At 41.8% G+C, this 23624-nt stretch carries 23 protein-coding genes and 1 pseudogene; 7 read left to right on the forward strand and 17 right to left on the reverse strand.

The window, feature by feature from the left end; all coding sequences use genetic code 11:
* The 6 genes and pseudogenes from HC965_RS22635 to mtaB all read right to left on the reverse strand — a co-directional run.
* A pseudogene (locus tag HC965_RS22635) lies at positions 1–842 on the reverse strand (IS3 family transposase); the annotation flags it as partial.
* Positions 824–1342: a helix-turn-helix domain-containing protein gene (locus HC965_RS22640; protein ID WP_191033607.1), complete on the reverse strand. Its 519-nt coding sequence runs from the start codon at positions 1340–1342 to the stop codon at positions 824–826. The pseudogene HC965_RS22635 and the gene HC965_RS22640, both read right to left, overlap by 19 nt.
* Positions 1343–1544: 202 nt before the next feature.
* On the reverse strand, positions 1545–2072 hold the full coding sequence (locus HC965_RS22645; protein WP_191033608.1) for a methylglyoxal synthase: 528 nt from the start codon (positions 2070–2072) through the stop codon (positions 1545–1547).
* 4 nt (positions 2073–2076) lie between these two features.
* Positions 2077–3105 carry a glycosyltransferase family 2 protein gene (locus tag HC965_RS22650; protein ID WP_191033609.1) on the reverse strand — a complete coding sequence of 343 codons (1029 nt, stop codon included), beginning with the start codon at positions 3103–3105 and terminating at the stop codon, positions 2077–2079.
* Positions 3102–4028, reverse strand: a complete 927-nt coding sequence (locus HC965_RS22655) for a lysophospholipid acyltransferase family protein (protein ID WP_191033610.1) — start codon at positions 4026–4028, stop codon at positions 3102–3104. Before HC965_RS22655 ends, HC965_RS22650 begins: the two co-directional genes overlap by 4 nt.
* A 2-nt stretch (positions 4029–4030) precedes the next feature.
* The gene (mtaB, locus tag HC965_RS22660) at positions 4031–5350 is read right to left on the reverse strand and encodes a tRNA (N(6)-L-threonylcarbamoyladenosine(37)-C(2))-methylthiotransferase MtaB (protein WP_191033611.1); all 1320 of its coding nucleotides are present in this window, start codon (positions 5348–5350) and stop codon (positions 4031–4033) included.
* Positions 5351–5460: 110 nt separating this feature from the next.
* Between mtaB and HC965_RS22665 the strand changes: the two genes are divergently transcribed.
* Positions 5461–7134, forward strand: a complete 1674-nt coding sequence (locus tag HC965_RS22665) for a long-chain fatty acid--CoA ligase (protein ID WP_191033612.1) — start codon at positions 5461–5463, stop codon at positions 7132–7134.
* A gap of 159 nt (positions 7135–7293) precedes the next feature.
* Complete coding sequence (locus tag HC965_RS22670; RefSeq protein ID WP_022136938.1) at positions 7294–7515, forward strand: hypothetical protein; 222 nt, start codon at positions 7294–7296, stop codon at positions 7513–7515.
* Between the two features lie 88 nt (positions 7516–7603).
* Here HC965_RS22670 and HC965_RS22675 read toward each other — a convergent pair whose 3' ends face one another.
* From HC965_RS22675 to rpsF, 8 genes are all read right to left on the reverse strand, one after another.
* Entirely contained in the window at positions 7604–8521 is a 918-nt protein-coding gene (locus tag HC965_RS22675) for a sugar phosphate isomerase/epimerase (RefSeq protein ID WP_191033613.1), read from the reverse strand.
* Positions 8522–8610: 89 nt separating this feature from the next.
* Positions 8611–9480 carry a DUF1080 domain-containing protein gene (locus HC965_RS22680; RefSeq protein WP_191033614.1) on the reverse strand — a complete coding sequence of 290 codons (870 nt, stop codon included), beginning with the start codon at positions 9478–9480 and terminating at the stop codon, positions 8611–8613.
* Positions 9481–9514: 34 nt separating this feature from the next.
* The gene (locus HC965_RS22685) at positions 9515–11002 is read right to left on the reverse strand and encodes a Gfo/Idh/MocA family oxidoreductase (protein WP_191033615.1); all 1488 of its coding nucleotides are present in this window, start codon (positions 11000–11002) and stop codon (positions 9515–9517) included.
* 11 nt (positions 11003–11013) lie between these two features.
* On the reverse strand, positions 11014–12126 hold the full coding sequence (locus HC965_RS22690) for a Gfo/Idh/MocA family protein (RefSeq protein WP_191033616.1): 1113 nt from the start codon (positions 12124–12126) through the stop codon (positions 11014–11016).
* Between the two features lie 234 nt (positions 12127–12360).
* Entirely contained in the window at positions 12361–14028 is a 1668-nt protein-coding gene (locus HC965_RS22695; protein ID WP_191033617.1) for a DUF6377 domain-containing protein, read from the reverse strand.
* An 83-nt stretch (positions 14029–14111) separates the two neighbouring features.
* Entirely contained in the window at positions 14112–14555 is a 444-nt protein-coding gene (gene rplI / locus HC965_RS22700) for a 50S ribosomal protein L9 (protein ID WP_191033618.1), read from the reverse strand.
* A gap of 14 nt (positions 14556–14569) precedes the next feature.
* Entirely contained in the window at positions 14570–14842 is a 273-nt protein-coding gene (gene rpsR, locus HC965_RS22705; RefSeq protein WP_008759740.1) for a 30S ribosomal protein S18, read from the reverse strand.
* A 3-nt stretch (positions 14843–14845) separates the two neighbouring features.
* Complete coding sequence (gene rpsF / locus HC965_RS22710) at positions 14846–15190, reverse strand: 30S ribosomal protein S6 (protein ID WP_044656008.1); 345 nt, start codon at positions 15188–15190, stop codon at positions 14846–14848.
* 160 nt (positions 15191–15350) lie between these two features.
* On the opposite strand from rpsF, the gene HC965_RS22715 reads away from it, so the two are divergent.
* The gene (locus HC965_RS22715) at positions 15351–15797 is read left to right on the forward strand and encodes a MarR family winged helix-turn-helix transcriptional regulator (RefSeq protein ID WP_005678715.1); all 447 of its coding nucleotides are present in this window, start codon (positions 15351–15353) and stop codon (positions 15795–15797) included.
* A gap of 140 nt (positions 15798–15937) precedes the next feature.
* The gene (locus tag HC965_RS22720) at positions 15938–16114 is read left to right on the forward strand and encodes a hypothetical protein (protein WP_022140303.1); all 177 of its coding nucleotides are present in this window, start codon (positions 15938–15940) and stop codon (positions 16112–16114) included.
* Positions 16115–16192: 78 nt separating this feature from the next.
* Here HC965_RS22720 and HC965_RS22725 read toward each other — a convergent pair whose 3' ends face one another.
* From HC965_RS22725 to HC965_RS22735, 3 genes are all read right to left on the reverse strand, one after another.
* Positions 16193–16894 carry a response regulator transcription factor gene (locus tag HC965_RS22725; RefSeq protein WP_024987200.1) on the reverse strand — a complete coding sequence of 234 codons (702 nt, stop codon included), beginning with the start codon at positions 16892–16894 and terminating at the stop codon, positions 16193–16195.
* A 1-nt stretch (position 16895) separates the two neighbouring features.
* Complete coding sequence (locus tag HC965_RS22730; RefSeq protein WP_191033619.1) at positions 16896–18452, reverse strand: sensor histidine kinase KdpD; 1557 nt, start codon at positions 18450–18452, stop codon at positions 16896–16898.
* A 265-nt stretch (positions 18453–18717) separates the two neighbouring features.
* The gene (locus tag HC965_RS22735; protein WP_191033620.1) at positions 18718–20874 is read right to left on the reverse strand and encodes a translation factor GTPase family protein; all 2157 of its coding nucleotides are present in this window, start codon (positions 20872–20874) and stop codon (positions 18718–18720) included.
* 508 nt (positions 20875–21382) lie between these two features.
* Between HC965_RS22735 and hemW the strand changes: the two genes are divergently transcribed.
* The 3 genes from hemW (at position 21383) to HC965_RS22750 (ending at position 23613) form a co-directional block, all read left to right on the forward strand.
* Positions 21383–22513 carry a radical SAM family heme chaperone HemW gene (hemW, locus tag HC965_RS22740; RefSeq protein ID WP_191033621.1) on the forward strand — a complete coding sequence of 377 codons (1131 nt, stop codon included), beginning with the start codon at positions 21383–21385 and terminating at the stop codon, positions 22511–22513.
* A 19-nt stretch (positions 22514–22532) separates the two neighbouring features.
* Entirely contained in the window at positions 22533–23087 is a 555-nt protein-coding gene (locus tag HC965_RS22745; protein ID WP_191033622.1) for an RNA polymerase sigma-70 factor, read from the forward strand.
* 91 nt (positions 23088–23178) lie between these two features.
* Positions 23179–23613, forward strand: coding sequence for a hypothetical protein (locus tag HC965_RS22750; RefSeq protein ID WP_191033623.1), 435 nt, complete (start codon positions 23179–23181; stop codon positions 23611–23613).
* Positions 23614–23624: the final 11 nt, after the last annotated feature.

Raw genomic sequence — 23624 nt, forward strand, 5'->3', positions numbered from 1 at the left:
TAAGTTATTTTATAAAGAGTTCGGTATTGCACCGGACTCTTTCCTTTTAACTTAGCTTTGATTCTTTTATTGTTGTAATACTCTATATATTCTTCTAACGCGTTGCTGAATTTATCGGCTGATTCAAACTTTTCTATATAGAGCAGTTCCGATTTCATGATGCCGAAGAAATTCTCAGCCATTGCGTTGTCGAGACAGTTACCTTTACGGGACATGCTTTGTATTATGCCCTGCTCTTCAAGTCGTTTCTGGTAACTGAAGTGCTGATACTGAAATCCTTGATCGGAGTGAAGTATAAGTCCGTCAAGTTGTTCAAAACGGGCAAAGGCTTTATCAAGCATATCATATACCTGCTCCATATTGGGACTTTTAGATATATTATAAGATATGATTTCTCCATTAAACATATCAAGGATTGGAGAGAGATATAACTTCTCTGAACCAATGCTTATCTGGGTTACATCCGTTGCCCATTTACGGTTGGGAGCTATCGCCACAAAATCCCTATTGATAATATTAGGAGCAATTTTGCCCACTTCTCCTTTATAAGAACGGTAACGAACCTTTCGAATTTGACTTTTAAGTCCGAGTTTTTCCATTAGTTTTTTAACTGTCTTATGGTTGATTATATAGCTCCGATTATGCATTTCCGCTGTCACACGACGATAACCATAACGGCCTTTGTGCTCATGAAAAATCTTTTTAATTTCATCTTCTTCAGTACTATATTTATCAGTAACTTTCGTACGATTAAGATGATAGTAAAATACCGAACGAGCCATCTTTCTCAATTCAAGCAATAAATCGAGAGGATATTCCAGCCTTAGTTCGTCGATGGCTTTTGCCCATTGAGCCGTGCCCGGGCTTCTTCTTCCTCGACTAAGGCCTTCACTTTTTTTAGTAGTGCGTTCTCGGCTCGCAGGCGAAGATTCTCCACCTGTAGCTTCTCAAGTTCTGTCAATGCTGTTTTTTTCTTCGGTCTTGCCATTGAATCTTTAGTTCGTCCTCGTCCATCAGGCTCATATAAAGCACTATAACCCTGCGAACGGACTTTTTTTATCCATGACTTTAGCGTATCTACACTAATGTCATAGCTGTTGGAAATACTGGCCAAAGATAGTCCTTTTTCAAGATACTCGCGTACTGTTTGTTCCTTTTCTACTCCAGAAAGACTTGCATTTTTCTTTCTATATAAACCAGATTCTCCATATTTATCATAACGGCGAACCCACATACGGATATCCTTCGGGCATATACCAAAAGTGCGGCCAAGGAAACCTATCGGATGACCGCTCTTAACTTTGCTCACGATATTGAGCTTTTCTTCAAATGAATGTCGCATAAAAAAACTGCACTCCTAAAGTTTTGTGTCCAACTTTTGGGGTGCAGTTCATATCTGTGGCGAGGGTGTTTTTTTTTAATTTATAAGGGTTTTGACATCCTCCTCATTCTGACTATACCGTAGTATAAAAATCAGAGAATATTTTGAGCGAGACTAACAACAGAGTATTAGTATAGATTGTAGTATGAATCTACAAGTGCTCTTATTTTCTTTTCTTCTTTCTTTTGTTCACTGATTCCACAGCCTCCGTTACCACAGTTTTATCCTGGAAACGTTTCGTATAGCTGGAATAATCAGGATGAGTACGTTCGTAATCAGGATCCATAAACAACGGGCTGGAAATAATATGATCCGCCGTTGAACGGTTACAGCAGAAAACGATATTTTCGACACCTGCCAGGCGGGTTAACGCCTTCACATCCGTATCATGCGGCTGCAAAGTCATTGGGTCAGTGAAAAAGAAAAGATAATCAATCTGTCCGTCCACAATACGCGACCCCATTTGCTGGTCGCCACCCAAAGGGCCGGATTTCAAAATCGTAAAATCCCATTCCTGTTCGGGATGTTTCTCTTTCAATGCTTCCAATATCAATGTACCGGTAGTACCTGTACAGTAGAATTTATTCCCCATCAATAATTCTGAGTTCCACAGTACCCATTCGATGAGGTCTTTTTTCATTGCATCGTGCGCTACCAGCCCGATACCTCTTCTAACTTTTGATGCTTCCATCTTGTTATCCTTTTAAGTCCGACAATTGAGAGAACCGTTTGCATCCTCTCGCATAAAACTGCCACAAGATACTACTTTTTGTTCGTTCGGGAATCGGATTCAAAGTTTTTTTTCTTTGATTCTCTTCACGGGATGAAGAAAATGACGGACATATCTGCTTATACTCCTTGCGTGCACTTACCACCGCACGAGCATTATCTACATCACCTTTCAGTAGAAAAACAAGTGCCGCTACATAATCAAGACAAGCCCGGATACGCATCACTTTATTTAACTCTTCCTGTGGAAGATTCTTATAGAGCATGACAAGATTATTACGGAAATTAAGAAAAGTCTTACGGGGATTCTCTTTTTTGAGGGTAGCCCCGCCTACATGATAGACAACACTCTGAGGAATACAAACAATCTCACGTCCACGGGAACGGAGTCGCCAGCAGAGGTCAATCTCTTCCATATGTGCAAAGAAACGTCCATCCAGTCCGCCGACATTCAGATAATCGGCACGGCGGATAAACAAAGCCGCCCCTGTCGCCCAAAATACGGGAAGTATCGTATCGTACTGACCTTCGTCTTTTTCAACGACTCCCATGATGCGACCACGACAGAAAGGATAACCGTACTTATCTATAAATCCACCCGATGCTCCGGCATATTCAAAATATTCTTTTTGCCGCTGGCTCCGTATCTTCGGCTGACAAGCAGCAACTTCCGGATGAGCATCCAAATAGGCAATCATCGGTTTCAGCCAATGCTCCGTCACTTCCACATCGGAGTTCAGAAGTACCACATATTCAGCGTCTACCTGTTGCAAAGCCAAGTTGTATCCATCCGCAAAGCCATGATTCTGTTCGAGCAAGATTGTCCTGACAGAAGGAAATTCCCGATGAAGCATATTCACGGAATCATCTGTAGAACCATTGTCCGCCACACAGACCTCTACCCCCTCTCCTTCCGAATAACGAATGACAGACGGAAGGAAAGTGCGAAGCATATCGCATCCGTTCCAATTCAGAATGACAACCGATACTTTCATTTTCCTTCTTTTCTCTTGAGCTGTTCTTCCTGTTCATTCCGCACACATTCTTCCGGAGTAAATTTCCATCGTTTATGCGACCACAGCCAGTAGGCAGGTTCTCTACGAAGAGTTTGTTCCAAACGCTGCGCAAACATTTCGGTTATCTCTCCCTCGGCTGTTTCCTTGGGAGTCTCCGTCATCAATTTAAATTCGGCTTCGCAATATCCTCTGCGATTCTTCGTCAGCTCACAATAGAAAACGGGGAAGTTCATCATTTTGGCAATGCGTTCCGCACCATTCAGGAAAGCGGTTTGCTGTCCCAGGAAGGTAGTCCAATATCTATCACCGCTAGGCCACTGGTCGGTAATCAGTCCAACCACCATCTTTTTGCCTTCACGCTTCAATTTAATAATCTCGCGGGCAGTAGAATGTTTCGGTATATTGTATCCGCCAAAACGGGAACGGATACGTTTGAACAGTTCGTCCAAATATTTATCTTTCAAAGGCTTATACACCTGTACGGGGACATCTCCCGGCTTCATGATCGCCCCCATCCCTATCAGCCATTCATAATTGGCATAATGAGGAATCATCACGATAATTCCGCCATACTTTTCCGTCAGTTCCAAATACTGTTCCGTATTCTTATAAGTCATCCTTTTGCAAAGGTCTTCGGCAGACATATGCAGCAACTTCAAATCTTCCAGCATATAATCCGAAAGGTAACGATAAAATTTGCGTTCTATCTGTAATCTTTCCGCATCCGTCTTTTCCGGGAATGACCTCTTCAAGTTCCCTCGTACGACTTTCCGGCGATATTTTCCCACACGGTACATCAACAGATAATTGAAATCCGAAAGTATATACAATATTCTGAACGGAAGGGCTGAAAAGAGCCACATCCCCGTAGATACGAGCCAATAGATAAGTTTTGATTTCATACTTATATCAGAATTGTACCTTTTAAGGCTGTCTTATCTTCGTTAAATTCTCCCAAACGTACATTGACTACCTGATTGTCGAGCGAGTTGTCACTATCCACTTCCACACGGATATAGTTTTCCGTAAATCCATGCATCGGAGTGCCTGCTTTCGATTTCTCCATCAGCACCGGCATGGTTTGTCCGATATGACGGGCATAAAAAGCCTGCGTCTTTTCATCCGAAAGCGTCAACAACCGTTGGCTGCGCTGATGCTTTTCTTCAGGTGAAACGACATAGTCTATCTTAAGCGCCTGTGTTCCCGGACGTTCGGAGTAGCTGAACACATGCAGTTGTGTCACATCCAATCCGGCAATGAACTGATAGGCTTGCTCGAAATATTCCGCCGTCTCGCCACGAGTTCCCACAATCACATCCACGCCGATAAAAGCGTCCGGCATCACCTCTTTTATCTTCTTCACTTTCGAAGCAAAGAGAGCGGTATCATAGCGGCGGCGCATTAATTTCAATACTTCGTCACATCCCGATTGCAAAGGAACATGGAAATGGGGCATAAAGCGTTGGGAGTGAGATACAAATTCGATGATTTCATCCGTCAACAGGTTGGGTTCGATAGAAGATATACGGTAACGTTCGATTCCTTCCACTTCATCCAGTGCTTTCACCAGGTCAAAGAAAGTTTCTCCCGTTGTCTTGCCGAAATCTCCGATATTTACTCCGGTCAGGACGATTTCTTTTCCGCCTTCGGCAGCGGCACTCTTTGCCTGCTCCACCATAGAAGCAATGGTTCCGTTACGACTCCGCCCGCGGGCAAAAGGAATGGTGCAATAAGAACAGAAGTAATCACAGCCGTCCTGCACTTTCAGGAAAAAGCGCGTACGGTCACCCCGTGAACACGAAGGAGAAAAGGAACGAATATCTTTGGTTGCAGTAGTAACGGCTTCGCCTTTTTCATATTTTTGCAAGTCGCCCAAATATTGGAGCAACTCGCCTTTCTGTTCGGCTCCCAGTACTACGTCCACTCCGTCTATCTTTGCCACATCGCCGGGTTTCAACTGAGCATAACATCCGGTCACCACCACAAAAGCACCGGGATGCTGCTTCACCAACCGATGAATGGCCTGCCGGCATTTCTTATCCGCCATCTCAGTCACCGAGCAAGTATTCACCACACAGATATCTGCTTTCTCACCCTTACGGACAGTCCGCACACCTGCCTCACGCAGTATTTTACCAATAGTCGAAGTCTCTGAAAAATTTAATTTGCAGCCTAGTGTATAATAAACGGCTGTCTTATTTTGAAATACAGTGGTATCTATCATAAGCTGTTATAAACGCATTAACTTTGCAAAGTTACACATTATTATTAGTAAAACCCTTTTGGATACGAAAGTTTATTCCTATTTTTGCACAATTCACTAAAAAACGTGCAATGATTAAAGAGAATTTCATTAAACTATACGAAAATAGTTTTCGTGAGAATTGGGATTTACCTTGTTATACTGATTATGGAGAAAATACCCAATATACGTACGGACAGGTAGCTGAAGAAATCGCCCGTTTACACTTGTTATTCAAGCATTGTAGCCTTCGCAGAGGAGATAAGATATCAGTTATCGGCAAAAATAATGCGCATTGGTGCATCGCCTATATGGCAACTATCACATATGGCGCAATCGTTGTGCCTATCCTTCAGGACTTTACTCCCAATGATGTTCATCATATCGTCAATCATTCCGAATCTGTCTTCCTGTTCACAAGCGACAGTATTTGGGATAACTTGGAAGAAGAGAAATTGCAGGGATTAAGGGGAGTCTTCTCACTGACCGATTTCCGTTGCCTGTATCAGCGCGACGGAGAGACAATACAGAAGTTTTTGAAGAATACCGATAAGGAGATGCATTCTTGCTATCCGAAAGGATTTACCCGCGAAGATGTGCAGTACACTACCCTGTCTAACGATAAAGTAATGCTCCTGAACTATACTTCCGGTACTACCGGCTTCAGCAAGGGAGTCATGCTAACCGGTAACAGTCTTGCCGGCAACGTCACTTTCGGTATTCGCACCGAGTTGCTCAAAAAGGGAGATAAAGTACTCTCTTTCCTTCCGCTTGCCCATGCCTATGGTTGCGCATTCGACTTTCTGACAGCAACAGCCGTCGGCACGCATGTCACCCTGCTTGGAAAAACTCCTTCACCCAAAATCATTATGAAGGCTTTTGAGGAAGTGAAACCCAACCTGATTATCACCGTACCACTCGTGATCGAGAAGATATATAAGAATATCATCCAACCCCTTATTAATAAGAAAGGGATGAAATGGGCGCTTAATATCCCTTTGCTCGACACGCAGATTTATAATCAGATACGCAAACGGCTGATCGATGCACTGGGTGGTCGTTTCAAGGAGATTATCATCGGTGGTGCCGCCATGGATAAGGAAGTGGAAGAGTTTTTCTACAAAATCAAATTCCCTTTCACCATCGGTTATGGAATGACAGAATGTGGTCCGCTTATTAGCTATGCCCCGTGGAATGAATTTGTACTGGGTTCCTCGGGAAAGATACTGGATATTATGGAAGCCCGTATCTACAAGGAAAACCCGGAATCGGAAGTGGGAGAAATACAGGTACGCGGTGAGAATACAATGGTAGGCTATTACAAGAATCCGGAAGCCACACAGGAAGTATTCACCGAAGACGGCTGGCTGCGCACCGGAGACCTCGGAACAATGGATGCCAACGGCAATATTTTCATTCGCGGACGCCTCAAGACGATGATTTTGAGTTCAAGCGGACAGAATATCTTCCCGGAAGAGTTGGAAACGAAGCTCAACAACCTGCCGTTCGTTCTCGAAAGCATCGTCATCGAGCGCAACAAGAAGCTGGTAGCCCTTGTCTACGCAGATTACGAAGCACTGGATTCACTCGGACTGAACAACCCGGATAACCTGAAAACAATCATGGTCGAGAATCTTAAGAATCTGAACGCTAATGTAGCCGCTTACGAGAAAATCAGCAAGATACAACTCTACCCCACGGAATTTGAAAAAACGCCGAAAAGAAGCATCAAAAGATACCTATATAACAGTATAGCTGTCGATTAATATGTTCTAAAACATAGGGAAAGAGTAAGAAAAGGGCTAGTTACCAAAAAAACTATAAAAAAAGTTGGCTTTTCGAGAACAACATATTGAAAAAGTACATACCTTTGCATCGTTTTAATAAAGCAATTGATTGTATTACGTTTTTAAAAAGCAAAGAAAATGAAAAAATTAGTTTTGATGGCCGTAGCTATCGTAGCAGTATCATTCGCATCATGTGGTAACAAAGCAGCTGACGCAGCAAAAGCAACTGCAGATTCTATCCGTATCGCTGACTCAATCGCAGCAGTAGAAGCAGCAGCTCTTGAAGCAGAACAAGCAGCAGCAGATACTACAACAACTGATAGCGTTGCAGTAGAAGTAACTGAAACTGTAGCTGAATAATTCAGTAACAGCCTAGAGAGAATTGAAAGTCTGACATGCACAAAGCATGCACAGACTTTTTTTTATGCCTTATCTCAAGCTGTTTATACTATTTGGAATAGGAGCTTTTCACAAAAGGAGCGTCCAATAAGTAATCCAGGCTCACTTCCACACTCTCCTCTACCGGGATACTATATTTCTCGATTTCAGCAACAAGATAGTTTACACCTGCCGTCTTTGCATTATTAAAGATAGCATCGAAACCTACCATTCCGCTCTGACCGATTTCCCTGTGGTCTTTGATATGGAATATCTTGAATCTGCCCGGATATTTATTAAAATAATCTACCGGACTGTTTTGTCCGCGAACCACCCAGTAAACATCCATTTGGAAGAAAACGTATTCGGGATTCGTATGTTCCAGCATATAGTCATACATCACACTACCTTCCACTTTTTGGAATTCATGAGCATGATTATGGTAGCCAAACTGCAAGCCTTGTTGCTTACAACGTTTGCCTATTTCATTGTAATAAGCACAGTAAGTTTCCAGGTCTTTCAGTGTTTTAGGAACATCCATCCAGGGAGCTACGATATATTTCATACCTGCTGCCTTATGGTCTGCAATACACTGTTCCCACCATTCAAGTGATTTTGAATAATCACCGGAAGCCAGTTCTTCCTTCGACAATCCACGTGTGCAATGCGAGGACAAGACTTTCATTCCTGTCGATTCGACATCTTTCTTGAATTGCTGGGGAGTTCTATCGTAAAATTTTCCATTATTATAATTGGCCGCTTCAACACCGGTATAACCCATTTTTGCCAATTTCTCGAGAATAGCAGTATAAGCCGGATCACATTTACCGTCCTTATTGTCCACCTTATTCAATATATCTCTAACAGAATAGAGCTGAATAGCTACTTCTTTCTTTGCCTTTTTAGCTTTTTTCTTCGTCTGTGCGGTCATCGCAACCGGAATCATGAGAAGAACAGCCAAGGCACATAAATACATTCGGGTTCTCATATAATAGATATCAGGGATTATAAAATATACAGCTTCCACAAATAAACAAATCCTCATTTACCTGTGAAAGCTGTGGTTAGTTAGTGAAGTTAGTCTAAAATCTTCACGCGGATATTGCGGAACCAAACATCATCACCGTGATCTTGGAATCCGATAAATCCTTCGTGGTTTTCGCCACCGCAATTGTTCAGCAATTCAAATGCCAAAGGCCATTTTTCTTCGCTAAACTTGCTTGCCTGCAACATATCTGTCCACTGTTTTGTCCACAGGTGATATTCCAATACGTTTTCATCGTTTTGTCCATGAACAACCGTGCCTTTATAAACCATAACCTTTGCCTTGTTCCATTCACCGAACGGTTTAGAGTTTTGAGGAACTGCCGGAATCATGTCATACAGAGAAGCTGACTGACGATTGTTATCCTTACCCAATTTAGCATCCGGATGATTGGCATTGTCCAATATTTGATATTCGGGTGCAGAGATATAAATAGGTTCGAGCACGTCGTTACCATCTTTATCTTTAGAAGTAATTTCCTGAGCTAGATACAAGATACCTGAATTGCTGCCTTTAGCAACTTTCCATTCCAGTTCCAGTTCGAAATTTTTAAACTTGTGAGCAAAAATCAGGTCGCCACCGTCACCGTCCTGCGCTTCACCGCCACCGGTTCCGTTGAATTTGATGCAGCCATCTTCAATTGTCCACTTGGAAGGAACACGGTCCTTACCATAACCACGCCATCCGTTAAACGTTTCACCGTCAAAGATAGTGATGTAACCATCCTTATCAATAGGTAAATTCAAGCTGTCTGCTTCCACTGCTTTCAATGATTTAGAATAAGACAATGCAACCTTGTCTGATGTCTGCTCGCCTTGAGCATTTCCGGCTTTCTGACCGCCACAAGAAGTGAAAACTCCCGCAACCAGGCAACAAGCCAAAGGATAAAATACTTTTTTCATGATATTATTCTGTTATTTGATTAAGATATTCTTCTTATCTCGGCATATCAGGCAGTCTCCAGCCTTCACGATAGTTATGTTTCACCAGTTCGGCAGCGAATTGTTTCGCGTTCACCGGTTCTGTCCAAGTCTTATCAAAAGTAGGATGACCGTTATGAATCTTAAAGCCATCTTTTATACAAGTTCTGATAGTTTCGTTATCACCAATGTTGGTAAAACACATATTAGCGCCATCCCATTCCAAAGTCTTGTTCAGAGCTTGCAGGCGGATAGCCAATACTCCCATTACCACCATTTCATTCATCGGTCCTGCTTCTGAGAAATCAGATTTAGTCATGACACGATTTGACTTATCTTCTTTACAAGCGCGCACCCAGTCCATTTCATGGCCGCCATTCATAGCATTCGGCACACGACGGCAAACTTTCGGAGCATTAGGTTTACGACCGGAAAGCAGCCAAGGATTCTGTCCATAACATCCGCAAATCAAAGTATCTTTCGTTCCGTGGAAAATAGTCAAACCACCACCACTCTGCATCAATTGTTTACCTTGTGGGAATCCTTTCGGACGTTCGGGCATCATACCGCCATCATACCAATGGATTTCAACTTCCGGCAACGCCACTTTCGGCATATTATCACGGGCAGGGAAAATCATTTTCACATGCTGCGCCTGCGGAGCACAAGCACTCAGCAACAGAGTAGAAGAACCTTCCACCTTAGTAGGATAGCCCAGTTTCAAAGCTCTGAACGGTTGATGCAGGATATGACAAGCCATGTCACCCAATGCGCCTGTTCCATAATCCCACCATCCGCGCCAGTTCCAAGGATGATAAATTTCATTATACGGATTCAACTTAGCCGGGCCGGTAAACAAATCCCAATTCAATGTACTAGGGATACGGTCTGCCTTTTCAGGAGCATTCAATCCTTGCGGCCAGATAGGACGGTCGGTAGCACATTCCACCTTAGTCACTTCACCGATTTCGCCATTCCATATCCATTCGCAAACCAAATCCGTACCTTCGTCGGATGCTCCCTGATTACCCATCTGAGTAACAACACCGGTCGAAGCAGCCAGGTTAGTCAGCAAACGTGATTCATAAACCGAGTGAGTCAACGGTTTCTGACAGAATACGTGCTTGCCCATTGTCATCGCATCAGCGGTGATAATAGCATGAGTATGGTCGGCAGTAGCAATAATCACCCCGTCGATAGATTTACCCATTTCATCGTACATCTTACGATAGTCCCAATATTTCTTTGCTTTCGGGAATTCGTCAAACACACCTTTTGCATATCTCCAGTCCACATCGCAAAGAGCCACAATGTTTTCAGTGCCCTTCACTTTATTAATATTGGCATGTCCCATGCCACCAATACCCACGGCTGCAAGATTCAATTTATCACTGGGAGCCACATGACCGTGACTCATACCTAAAATAGAACTCGGAGCAATGGTAATGCCTGCCAAAGCCATAGCGCCCGTTTTGAGAAAGTCTCTCCTCGAAATGTCTGACATAATTATCTGTTTTAAGGGTTCGTTATTTGTGGAAGATTACTATGTAGCAACCCATATCCATTTTTCATATTTCTTCTTCTTTCACGAATTTGTTCCAGCGTGCGCAGATTACCGATAGCCGGCAGATCATGTGTACGTGTATCTTTCAGGAATGTCCATGCATACTCAGACGCAATGGCCGAATCACGCATTAGCGGCAGGCGGGGACTACGTTGTCCGGTCACTACCGAATCAGCAAACAAGTCACATAATACGTCGATATTCTTGCCACCGAAAGGCTGCTCCACCCGAAGTGTCTGATTCACCCCGTGCAGATCGACCACAGCGGTATTGAAGTCATGCGTCATGCGCACCACCCCTTTCGTTCCGATTATATCTACGTATGAATTATGTGTCTGATCTTTAGACAATTGTCCATAAACAAATCCTTGGGTAATATCAAAGACTACGCCATTCTGAAAAGTACCGTGGCATTGCACCCACCAGGGATCTTTATAATTCCACATATTCACTCCCTGCGCATTCCAGGTCCGGTAATCGCATCCGGCATACCAGCGGGCAATGTCTACATAGTGCATTCCACAATCATGGAAAGCAGGTCCTTCATATTCGTGACCTTCGCCCGGCGCCAGTCCGGGAGTCATATGACAGATACGGATGATGGCCAACTCCCCTATTTCTCCCTTTTGGATATATTCCTTCATCTGATTATGATACCAGGAATTTCGCAGATATAGGTTCACGGTAGAAATAAGATTTGAGTTTTCCGTCATTTCCACGACCTTCCACTCATTCTCCATCGTATCTGCAACTGGTTTTTCAGAAATGATATGTTTTCCGTAGCGAATGGCTTTTTCAATCTGTTCCATTCGTGAGTCTGCCAAAGTGAAAAGTCCGACAACTTGCACACTTTCGTCCTCAAAAATACATTGATTATTTTCTACTATAAGAGATTCCAGAGATAATTCTTTAGCTAATTGACGTGATTCCGGATCGGTATCACAAATATAAGCAATATTCCATCGCCCACTTTTCCGCATCGCTTCCCAATAGAATCTTCCCATTCTACCGAAACCGATTATACCGACCTTAACTTTTGTGTCTACTGCAGATTGCGTGTCCATAAAACATAGTGAATTTAAGTACAATAAATAGATAGGTTATCAATCACCGTCATCGGGTAGATGAATCGGAAACCGATAATGCAAAACTAGCCAAATAAACAACGTTTTATTCGGCTTACACTAATTTATGTAGATATTAAAATAAATTAAACATCTAATAATAAGATATTTAACACTTTCACAAGACCTAAAAAATGTAGATGATTTGGAATCGTTTTTTCTTTATAATGGCAACTATTTCTCTTGAGTTGAACTTATTTTCATAATTTCATTCTCAAATTCGTCTCTGTCTACTGCCGCTTTATTTCTCATTTTCGTGCGATAGTTGTACACCGTACTTGTAGAGCAACGAAGGAAATTAGCAATCTTTCCGCTGTCCGTAATCCCCAAACGCAAGAGGGCATAAATGCGAAGTTCCCGGTTCAAAAGCGCATCCGGTTTCAGGATAATCTTCTCCTCATCTTTCAGCAAAGCATTAAAATCAGAAACGAAAGTCGGATATAAACCCAGGAATACCGTATCGAAACGGGTGTATAAAGCGGTAAGTTCACTGTCGATAAGCGCAGGCGACTTCAACTTCTTAATTAATTCATCATAATATCTGTTGATAGCATACTTATACAGCACATTTTGAAATTTCTCCATTTTACTGATATAGCTAAAACAAACATCGAAAAACTCAGCGATATACTGCTCCTTTATATTATTAGTCTCAAACAGCTGGTTATTCTTATCGTTCAACTGACTATTCATATGATTCAGCTTGTCATTCAATCGCAGAAGTTTCTCATTACTTTGCACTAACGCACGCTTTATCTTTAGAATCTTCCTCATCTGAACATAAATACATACCACCAGCAAGAGTAGAAGGAAAAGAATAACACTGGTCGAGACAAGGAAAGTCACTAGATTTGATCTTGACTTGGCCTGTTCCGTCTGATAAGCGGAATTGATAATCGAATAGAACTTATAAATTTCCATGGCACGGAAATGAATACCCGAAGAAACCACGTCGTCAATAGCCGACTGCGTAAACTTAAAAGCATCCGCCAAATTCTTTTCTTCGTATTGTATCAATGCCAATGCCTGCAAAGAAGCTGTTTCACGCGTAGCATTTTGAATATCCGCAATAGCAGACAACATATAACACTTCTTCACTTCATCCGGCCGTTTCATATACCTGCACAATCCGGCACATGCATGAGTGATCATAGCATAATTAGGAGAACCCGCCTCTTCTGTTTCCAGCAGTTCCCGAAGTATCTTTTTGGCTTTAATGGAGTCCCGCCAACTGTAATAATATCCCCTGGAGAGTTTATAGTCAAAAGAATTATGATCCAGCAGAGCTAACAGTGAATCCTGATAAGCAGCCCGCTGCTTTCCATACCGATTGTTGGTAGCAGAGATAGAGTAATATTCCCAAAATCGGGAATAGGTTTCATAATAAACAGGGAGTAGTTCACGGGGAAGTTCCGTTCTTTTTATATTTTCAAGGATAAGCTCCGCATCCCTGTATCTTCCACACATCGAATAGAGAAGACTAAGTTGTAAAGACGACTCATACTTCAGATAAGCCTTATCCATCTTACGGGCAATCTCAATATTCCGGTCTACATAATGGATGGCAGAGTCTACAACAAACTTTTTATACTCATAATACAGTTGAAGGTTTATTTTGTATTCCTGCTCCGGAGTTAAGTTAGCAGCCTTCAATTTACTTTTAATCCGATTAATCCGCACCTCTTTCTTATGAATATAGACAGGTTTTTCATCTATCATCCGGCGTAAAGAATCGGTCAATAATTTCAAATCGTTGTTCGCATAAAGAGTGCCACTACCAACGCCCAAGGCAATTAGCAGCAATAGGAATCCCTTCTTTATTAAACAACGTCCGATTTTCATATTATTAGTATAGCAAGGGAAAGAAAAAAGCGATTCATTCATTAAGAACAAATCGCTTTTCATATATTGAAGTAAATTTGCTCTTATTCAGCAACTACCTCGAAAGGAATTTCTACCGAAACTTCCTTATGAAGTTTAACTATCGCCTTGTAGTTACCAACTTCTTTCACAGCGTCTTTTACAACGATGAGTTTTCTGTCGATTTCGTGCCCCAGCTTAGTCAATGCTTCAGCGATCTGAATGTTACCAACAGAACCGAAGATAGTACCAGTTGAGCTAACTTTAGTTGCAATAGTCAAAGTTACGCCTTCCAACTTAGCAGCAGCAGCTTCAGCATCTTTCTTGATTTTCTCAAGTTTGTGAGCGCGTTGTTTCAGTTCTTCAGCCAACATTTTCTTTGCAGAAGGAGAAGCAATAACAGCTTTTCCAGTCGGGATCAGATAATTACGACCGTATCCGGATTTCACGTTTACGATATCGTTCTTATATCCCAAGTTTACTACGTCTTCTTTTAAAATAATTTCCATACTTTTCCTCCTTCTTATTTCATCATGTCAGTTACATAAGGCAGTAATGCCAAGTGACGAGCTCTCTTCACAGCCTGCGCGATACGACGTTGGAACTTCAAAGAAGTACCTGTGATACGACGCGGAAGGATCTTTCCTTGTTCATTCAAGAATTTCTTCAAGAATTCAGGATCTTTGTAGTCGATGTAACGAATACCGCTCTTTTTGAAACGGCAGTATTTTTTCTTCTTAACGTCTACTGACGGCGGAGTTAAATATCTGATTTCTGATTGAGTCTGTTGTGCCATGATTTAATCCTCCTTTTTGTTTGATTTAACACTTCTTCTTTTAGCAGCATATTCTGCAGCATACTTATCCATCTTGAAAGTCAAGAAACGGATAACACGTTCGTCACGACGGAAGTTTATTTCCAGCTTGTCAATTACAGTAGGATCTGCATTGAACTCAATCAACTGATAAAAACCTGTAGACTTCTTCTGAATTGGATAAGCCAATTTCTTCAGTCCCCAGTTTTCCTCATTGATAATCTCAGCACCTTCAGCTTGAAGAATACCTTTGAATTTCTCTACCGCTTCCTTCATCTGAACATCAGATAAAACGGGAGTTAAAATGAAAACGGTTTCGTATTGATTCATACTTCGTTTAATTAAATAAATAAATCTTTGATTTTTAAATGCGGGTGCAAAGTTAGACAATTTATTTTGAACTACAAACATTTAATCTTTTTTTGTATCCGAATGTAGGAATTATCCAAGAAGTGGCTTACCTTTGCAAAGTTGTTTAAACAATAATTTCATGATAGAGCAATTCAACTTCGACATCCGGCTTATTTTTGCCATATTGAATGGTAAGGTTTCTGCGGCAATCAACCGGAAACTGTACCGCAACTTCCGTCAGAACGGTCTGGAAATCAGCCCGGAGCAGTGGACTGTACTTATTTTCCTATGGGAAAAAGACGGCGTGACGCAACAAGAGTTGTGTAATGCAACTTTTAAGGACAAGCCCAGCATGACCCGTTTGATTGACAATATGGAACGGCAGCATCTTGTCGTGCGTATCTCTGATAAAAAAGACCGCCGCACCAACCTCATCCACCTCACCAAAGACGGAAAAGAGCTGGAAGAAAAAGCACGTATCATCGCCGGACAGACTTTGAAGGAAGCGCTTCACGGTATTACGCTCGAAGAACTAAGCATCGGACAGGAAGTATTGAAAAAGGTTTTCTTCAACACGAAGGATTAAGCAGAGAAACAGCCTTTTAAATCATAAAATCCACTAAATCCTATCTTTATAATGGATTTTTTATTTAAATAATTTCGCCCGTTAAAGAATTATGCTTTAATTTGTGACTGGAATATTATAATCTATTAAAATACACACACATGAAAAGTTTATTAAAGAACTTAGGATTGATCTTAATCTTGGTCGGAGTAGTCATCCTGCTGGGTTGTTCCTTTACAGGTAATGTAAACAACAACGCCATCTTGGGTACCTCGGTAGTACTGGTAGTACTGGGACTCATTTCTTATATCATTATCAATAAGAAGATCGCTGATTAATTTCGTAGAAATCAATAAAAAATCCCGGAAACGAATGTTTCCGGGATTTTTTATTTGTAGTTATCGAATGTAATCTCATTAAGATTCAACTTCCGGCGTAATCAGCTTATAGCCTTTTCCGTGGATGTTGATAATTTCGATAGAGTCATCTTCTTTCAGGTGCTTACGCAGTTTCGTGATATACACGTCCATGCTGCGGGCATTGAAATAGTTATCGTCAATCCAAATAGTCTTCAACGCAAAGTCACGTTGCAGAATCTCGTTAGCGTGAGCGCAAAGCAATCCGAGCAATTCAGATTCTTTTGTAGTCAGCTTAGTCTGTTTGCCTTCCGAAGCCAGAATTTGTTTTTGGGTGTCGAAAGTAAACTTACCAATCTTATAGATATTACTTTCTTTGTTCTTCTTTCCGCGAACACGTCTCAGGATTGCTTCAATTCTGAATGTCAATTCTTCCATGCTGAACGGTTTGGTGATATAATCATCCGCACCAATCTTAAATCCTTCCAGGATATCTTCTTTCAGCGTCTTAGCTGTCAGGAAGATTATAGGAATTTCAGCATTTGCTGCACGGACATCCTGTGCCAGTGTGAAGCCATCTTTCTTAGGCATCATTACGTCAAATACGCACAAGTCATATTTATTCTTCAAGAAAGCCTTATAACCGGCTTCGCCATCAGGAAATAACTCAGCAGAATAACCTTTTGCCTGTAAATATTCTCTTAAAAGCATGCCAAGATTTTCGTCATCCTCGCATAATAAAATACGCAGTTTCTCGTCCATATCAATTATTTTTTAATAAAGGTAATGCAATAATAAATTTAGTTCCCACGTTCAGGTCGCTTTCTGCCCGGATGGTTCCCTTATGCTCGACGATAATCTTCTTCACATAAGCCAATCCCAGTCCAAAGCCCTTCACATCGTGCAGATTACCCGTATGCACACGATAGAACTTTTCAAATATCTTTTTCAGGTTTTCCTTCTTGATGCCGATACCGTTATCTTGTATCGAAATCATCAGTTTACCCGATTCATTCCACGTTCTCACTTTCAGTTCCAGATCCTCTTCCGGTTTCTTATATTTCACCGCGTTGTCCATCAGATTAAAGATTACATTGGTGATATGCATCTCATCTACAAATATAACAGGATCAGTAGCCTCAAGGTTCGATGTTATCTTACCATTATATCGTTCCACTTTCAGGGTAAATGTATTGATAACTCCCGTTATCATTTCATTCGCATCAATCTCCTTCATCTTCAAAGTCGACTTCTGACGGTCGAACATCGACATTTGGAGTACTTTCTCTACCTGGAAGCGCAAGCGCTTGGTTTCATCATTTATCACTCCCGATATATGCTGGAACATCTGCGGAGATTTTCCCACCGCGGGGTCTTTCAGCATCTGTGCCGCCAACGAAATGGTGGATATCGGTGTTTTAAATTCGTGTGTCATATTGTTGATGAAGTCATTCTTCATTTCTGTCAGCTTCTTCTGACGGAATACGATATAAATCGTAAAGATGAATGTCACTAACAGTACCATCGTAAATATCAACGACGGAATCATGAAGCTGATCGAATCAAAAAGATAGTCTCTTCTTCCCGGAAAATGCACTTTCAGTACACTCATCTTGGCAGGTGGATCGTTCTTGAACAATGCCTGCTGATAGAATTCATCACTCCCCTTTCCGTCATAATCCGCACAACGGTAGACTTCCCGTCCGTCCTTATCAATCACCATAAAGTGAAAAGGTAAGTCTATACCATTATTATATAGGTTCGATTTCAGATAACCGTTCAAGTCTCCAAACCTTACCCTGTCTCCAATAGACTTGTCACTTGCCCGATAAATCATCTGCCAAACCACTTCATTCAGCAATTCACGCTGATACATATATCGGTTTTTGATAGCCTCTATCAACGAACGCGAGGTTTCCGGGATCGTTTTGGTTCCCCTGTAAGGAGAAATCATCGCTTTCGGTAGTTCGGATGGTTTGGTAGTCATCACTTTCAGTTCAAAATCCGTATATACCTTTCCATCTTTAGACTTCATCGTAAACCGCTGCGTCTGCTGAACTAAATCATTCTGCTGCAATGAAGCGTTGTTTTCAATCAAAGCTTTCCGTTCAGCATCAGAAACATCTTCAATTAACCAACGTTGCGTTTCTGCATATTCTACATCCTTAGAAACTTGATCCAGGCTATTGCGTACAGCCGAATCAAACTGTTCCTTCCGGGTTTTCATCATTTCCTCTATATAACTGACCTGTAAATACAGCAAACTGAGGAAAGAAAGCCCCATTACAATACCTAATATCCAAATTGTTGACTTCTTCATAGCAACAAAATTAACACTCCCTAATTAACACTCCTAATGCATTAACTTGATTTAACCGGAACTTCCCGGAAATTAACCGAAAGGAGTTATTAAGGTCGTATTCTGATTACTACAACAATATAAACCCTCCTTTGGTTTGCAAATTTAATAAAAAATTAAATCTTTTCCTTGTGTTTTTCCATCTTTATTAATCATAGTTAAACAAAAACCGTCCTCTTTTACTTAAAAAAGAGGACGATTTTAACAGTATTAAGAGAATTACAAATTATTCTTCGGTTTGTTTAGCTTCAAAATCTTTAATTAACTTATCCTGAACATCTGCAGGAACAAGCTCATAGCTAGAGAATTTCATGATAAACGAAGCACGTCCGCCTGTGAGTGAACTAAGTGCTGTCGAGTAAGAAGACATTTCTTTCAAAGGTACTTTAGCAACCAGTTTCTCGAAACCTTTTTCGCTACTCATACCCATAATCATGGCGCGACGTCCTTGAAGGTCACCCATCACATCTCCCATTCTATCGGATGGCACAAACACTTCAACATCATAAATCGGCTCCAAAATCTTCGGGCCTGCATTCTTGAACGCTTCGCTGAAGGCATTACGTCCGGCAAGCATGAAGGAGATTTCATTAGAATCTACCGGGTGCATCTTACCATCGTAAACGATCACGCGTACATCACGGGCATACGAACCTGTCAACGGGCCTTGCTCCAAACGAGCCATGATACCTTTCATAATAGCAGGCAAGAAACGGGCGTCGATAGAGCCGCCGACGATACTGTTGATAAACACGAGTTTACCACCCCATTCCAATGGGATTTCTTCCGTACCTCTTACGGTAATCTTAAATTCCTGTCCGTTGAACTTGTAAGTATCGGGCACAGGCATACCTTCTTTATAAGGTTCAACAATCAGGTGAACTTCACCGAACTGGCCGGCACCACCGGATTGTTTCTTATGACGATAGTCTGCACGAGACGGTTTTGTGATTGTCTCACGATACGGAATCTTCGGCTCTTCGTATTTTACCTGGAGTTTTTCATTGTTTTCCAAACGCCATTTCAATGTACGGAGATGGAATTCTCCCTGTCCGTGTACCAAAGTCTGTTTCAATTCCTTTGATTGTTCGATGATCCATGTCGGGTCTTCTTCGCGCATACGGTTCAAGATGGTCATCATCTTTTCTACATCTGCTTCATTGACCGGCTTGATGGCACGCGTATATTTGGAATTCGGATATTTGATAAAGTTGAATTTATAATCGCAATCCTTGCCATTCAGCGTATTACCTGTTTTTACGTCTTTCAGTTTCACGGCAGCGCCAATATCACCGGCCCGCAATTCTTCCACTTTCACACGATTACCACCGGCTACTACATAAATCTGCGCAATACGTTCTTTCGAGCCACGGTCAGCATTCAGCAAATCGTCGCCTTCATGAACTTTACCGCTCATTACTTTGAAATAAGATACTTCACCGATATGCGGTTCCACGCTTGTCTTGAAGAAATAAAGAGATTCAGGGCCGTTCACGTCCGGCGCCACTTCCTTACCATCCGTATTCTGTACCTTCGGCATTTCTGATACAAAAGGAACAACATTCCCCAGAAATTCCATCAAGCGGCGAACCCCCATGTCCTTACCGCCACAAACACAGAATACCGGGAACATACCTCTGGCAATCAAACCTTTGCGGATACCTTCACGCATTTCGTCTTCCGAAAGGGATTCCTGTTCGAAGAATTTCTCCATCAGGCCTTCATCATTTTCGGCAGCGGCTTCTATCAAGGCTTTGTTCATTTCCATCGCCTTTTCCATTTCTTCAGCAGGAATATCCTCAATTATAGGAGCACCGCCTTCGGGTTTCCATGAATATTTCTTCATCAGTAACACGTCAATCAGAGCGTTGAAGCCCGGACCGGTACTGATAGGATATTGGATGGGAACAACTTTAGAGCCATAAGCTTCTTTTAATTGCTCAAGGATATTATCATAGTCGCATTTTTCATTATCAAGCTGGTTGACTAGAAAAATAACTGGCTTATTCAATTTTTCTGTATATCGGAAATGATTTTGTGTACCGACTTCGACGCCGTATTGGCCATTGAGAAGGATAATTGCAGTGTCGGTCACGTTTAATGCAGTTACTGTACTGCCTACGAAGTCGTCCGAACCCGGACAGTCAATGATATTAAGCTTTTTATTGTTCCATTCTACATGGAGAACGGTGGAGAAAACGGAGTAACCATACTCTTGTTCAACAGGGAAATAATCACTAACAGTGTTTTTAGCGGCAACAGAACCGCGACGTTTTATAACACCACTCTCGAAAAGCATCGCTTCCACGAGAGTGGTTTTCCCAGAGCCAGAACTTCCCAACAAGGCAATGTTCTTGATTTCATTTGTCTGATATACCTTCATAATATATAAGATTTTAGTAATTACTCAGTATGTTTCTCACATACCATTAATTTTGTGATGCGCAAATTAGGGATTAATTGGGGGAAAAGCAACACTTACGGTAGTGTTACTAAACAATGTTATGTAACACATCTTTATCGTGAACCTTTTTACTTGAGTATAAATTGAATTCTAACGCTATTCAGGTATTTTCAATGGCCGTATTCATTTCGCTACGGAAACGAATGAAGTGATATACACTCAACTAATTTTCAGGCTGCATGAACAGGTTGTCTGACACCCGGGTCTCAGTAGTACCGACACCCGGGTGTTGGTATGCCTGACACCCGGGTGTCAGGATGCTTGAGACCCGGGTGTCAGACAACTTGTTTATATAACACAAATATTTCTCGAATGCAGAGCGCTTAGTTCACAATAGTACAGAAGGAAAGTTATTTGGTAAACAGTCTTTTGATATATCAGATAATAATCTTACTTTTACAGCCACAAAATCCAAAACGGCATAGCTATGGCAGGTATTTATCTCCACATCCCTTTCTGCAAGACTCGTTGCATCTATTGCGATTTTTACTCAACTACACGCAGTGAACTGAAATCACGCTACGTACAAGCACTCTGCCGCGAGTTGGAAATACGGAAAGAATATCTGAAAGGAGAAGATATAGAAACCGTTTATTTCGGTGGCGGAACTCCGTCGCAACTGGAAAAGGAAGATTTTGAACTGATATTTGAAACCATCCGGACACATTATGGACTGAACCATTGCCAGGAAATCACTTTGGAAGCCAATCCCGACGACCTGACATCCGAATATCTGGAAATGCTTTCTTCTCTCCCGTTCAACCGTCTAAGCATGGGGATACAGACTTTCGATGACAACACGCTCAAGTTACTGAAACGCCGCCATAATGCCCGCACTGCCATTGACGCCGTCAGCAGATGCCGGCAAGCTGGGTTCCGCAATATCAGCATTGACCTTATATACGGACTGCCGGGCGAAACAAAAGAACGTTGGGAAAATGATCTCCGACAGGCTATCGCTCTGGATGTGGAACACATCTCTGCCTATCATTTGATTTACGAAGAGGATACACCTATATATAAGATGCTTAAACAACATCAGATATCCGAAGTGGATGAAGATTCAAGCCTGGAGTTCTTTACGTTACTGATAGAGCATTTGCAGAAAGCAGGGTTCGAGCATTATGAAATTTCTAATTTCTGCCGCCCCGGTAAATACTCCCGCCACAACACTTCGTATTGGCAGGGTATCTCCTACCTGGGCTGTGGTCCATCGGCACATTCTTTCGACGGAATGACACGGGAATGGAATGTTTCCTCCATCGACCTATATATAAAAGGTATAGAGGAAAACCAACGTGCTTTTGAAATCGAGCACTTGGATCAGGTTACCCGCTATAATGAATTTATCATCACTACGATACGTACCGTATGGGGCACTCCCATAGAAAAGCTGCAACAGACATTCGGCCATGAGTTATGGGAATATTGCCGGAAGATGGCTGCACCTTATCTGGAAAATGGAAAACTGGAAGTACACGATGGCGCCTTGCGTCTGACTCGTGAAGGTATTTTCATTTCCGACAGTATAATGAGTGATTTGCTTTGGGTAGATTAATAAAACAAACGGCAAGCCGATGACCGAATCAGAAGTAAGAAAGTTATTACGGCAAATGAAGGAACTGGATTCGCAAACTGCGTTCCGGAACTTTTACGACATGACATACGACCGCCTTTTCCGCATTGCTTACTACTATGCAAAGCAAGAAGAATGGTCGCAGGAAATCGTACTCGATGTGTTCCTGAAACTTTGGAAACAGCGCGTTACGCTACTCGATGTGAGAAATATTGAAGATTATTGCTTTATCCTGGTCAAAAATGCTTCACTCAATTATTTAGAGAAAGAATCCAAACATACGTTTATTCATGCCGATTCCCTTCCCGAACCGCAGGAACAAAGTTACTCTCCGGAAGAATCATTAATCAGCGAAGAACTGTTTGCCCTCTATGTGAAGGCACTTGACCGGCTTCCCGAACGTTGCAGGGAGATATTCATTCGTATCCGCGAAGATAAACAGAGTTATGCGCAGGTAGCGGAAGAATTGGGTATCAGCATAAACACAGTAGATGCCCAGCTACAAAAAGCAATAACACGCCTGAAGGAGATGATTAGCCGGGCCGAGATAGATTAACATTTATTCGCACAAAGAGCGTAGGGAGTTTCTGTCAACCTTCTGTCTTTATCAGCAAATAACCCGATTAATAACTAAAAAGACAGAAATGATGAAAAAGTTTAATGACGCAAACATTGGGGTCTTTGTTCTATTATCCATGTGCCTGAGCCTGTATTCATGCAGCAACGACAATGACAATTTCCCTAAAGACTATGTAGGGTTCGAAGAAACCGCCAAAACAGTGGAATGTGAGAGCGGTAAAGCGGAAAGCGAGTTACAGATTAAAATTATCGCAACGGACAAGTCCAAAGAAGACCGGACAGTACAACTTTCCATTCCACCTGTGCCATCGGGACAAGCAGAGGTTATGAAGCTGACAGAGAACAAAGTGACCATCAAAGCGGGAAAGAAATCAGTTACGACTACCGTAAAGATATACCCGAACCGGATGGTTCTAAAGAAACAGAATTTTATCATATCCTGTATTCCTCAATGGAAAGAAAGCGGAATCAGCAAACTGTCAATTCTGTTGAAACGGAAATAATAAATGAAGTA

Source organism: Bacteroides sp. GM023, assembly GCF_014750685.1.
Classification (GTDB): Bacteria; Bacteroidota; Bacteroidia; order Bacteroidales; family Bacteroidaceae; genus Bacteroides.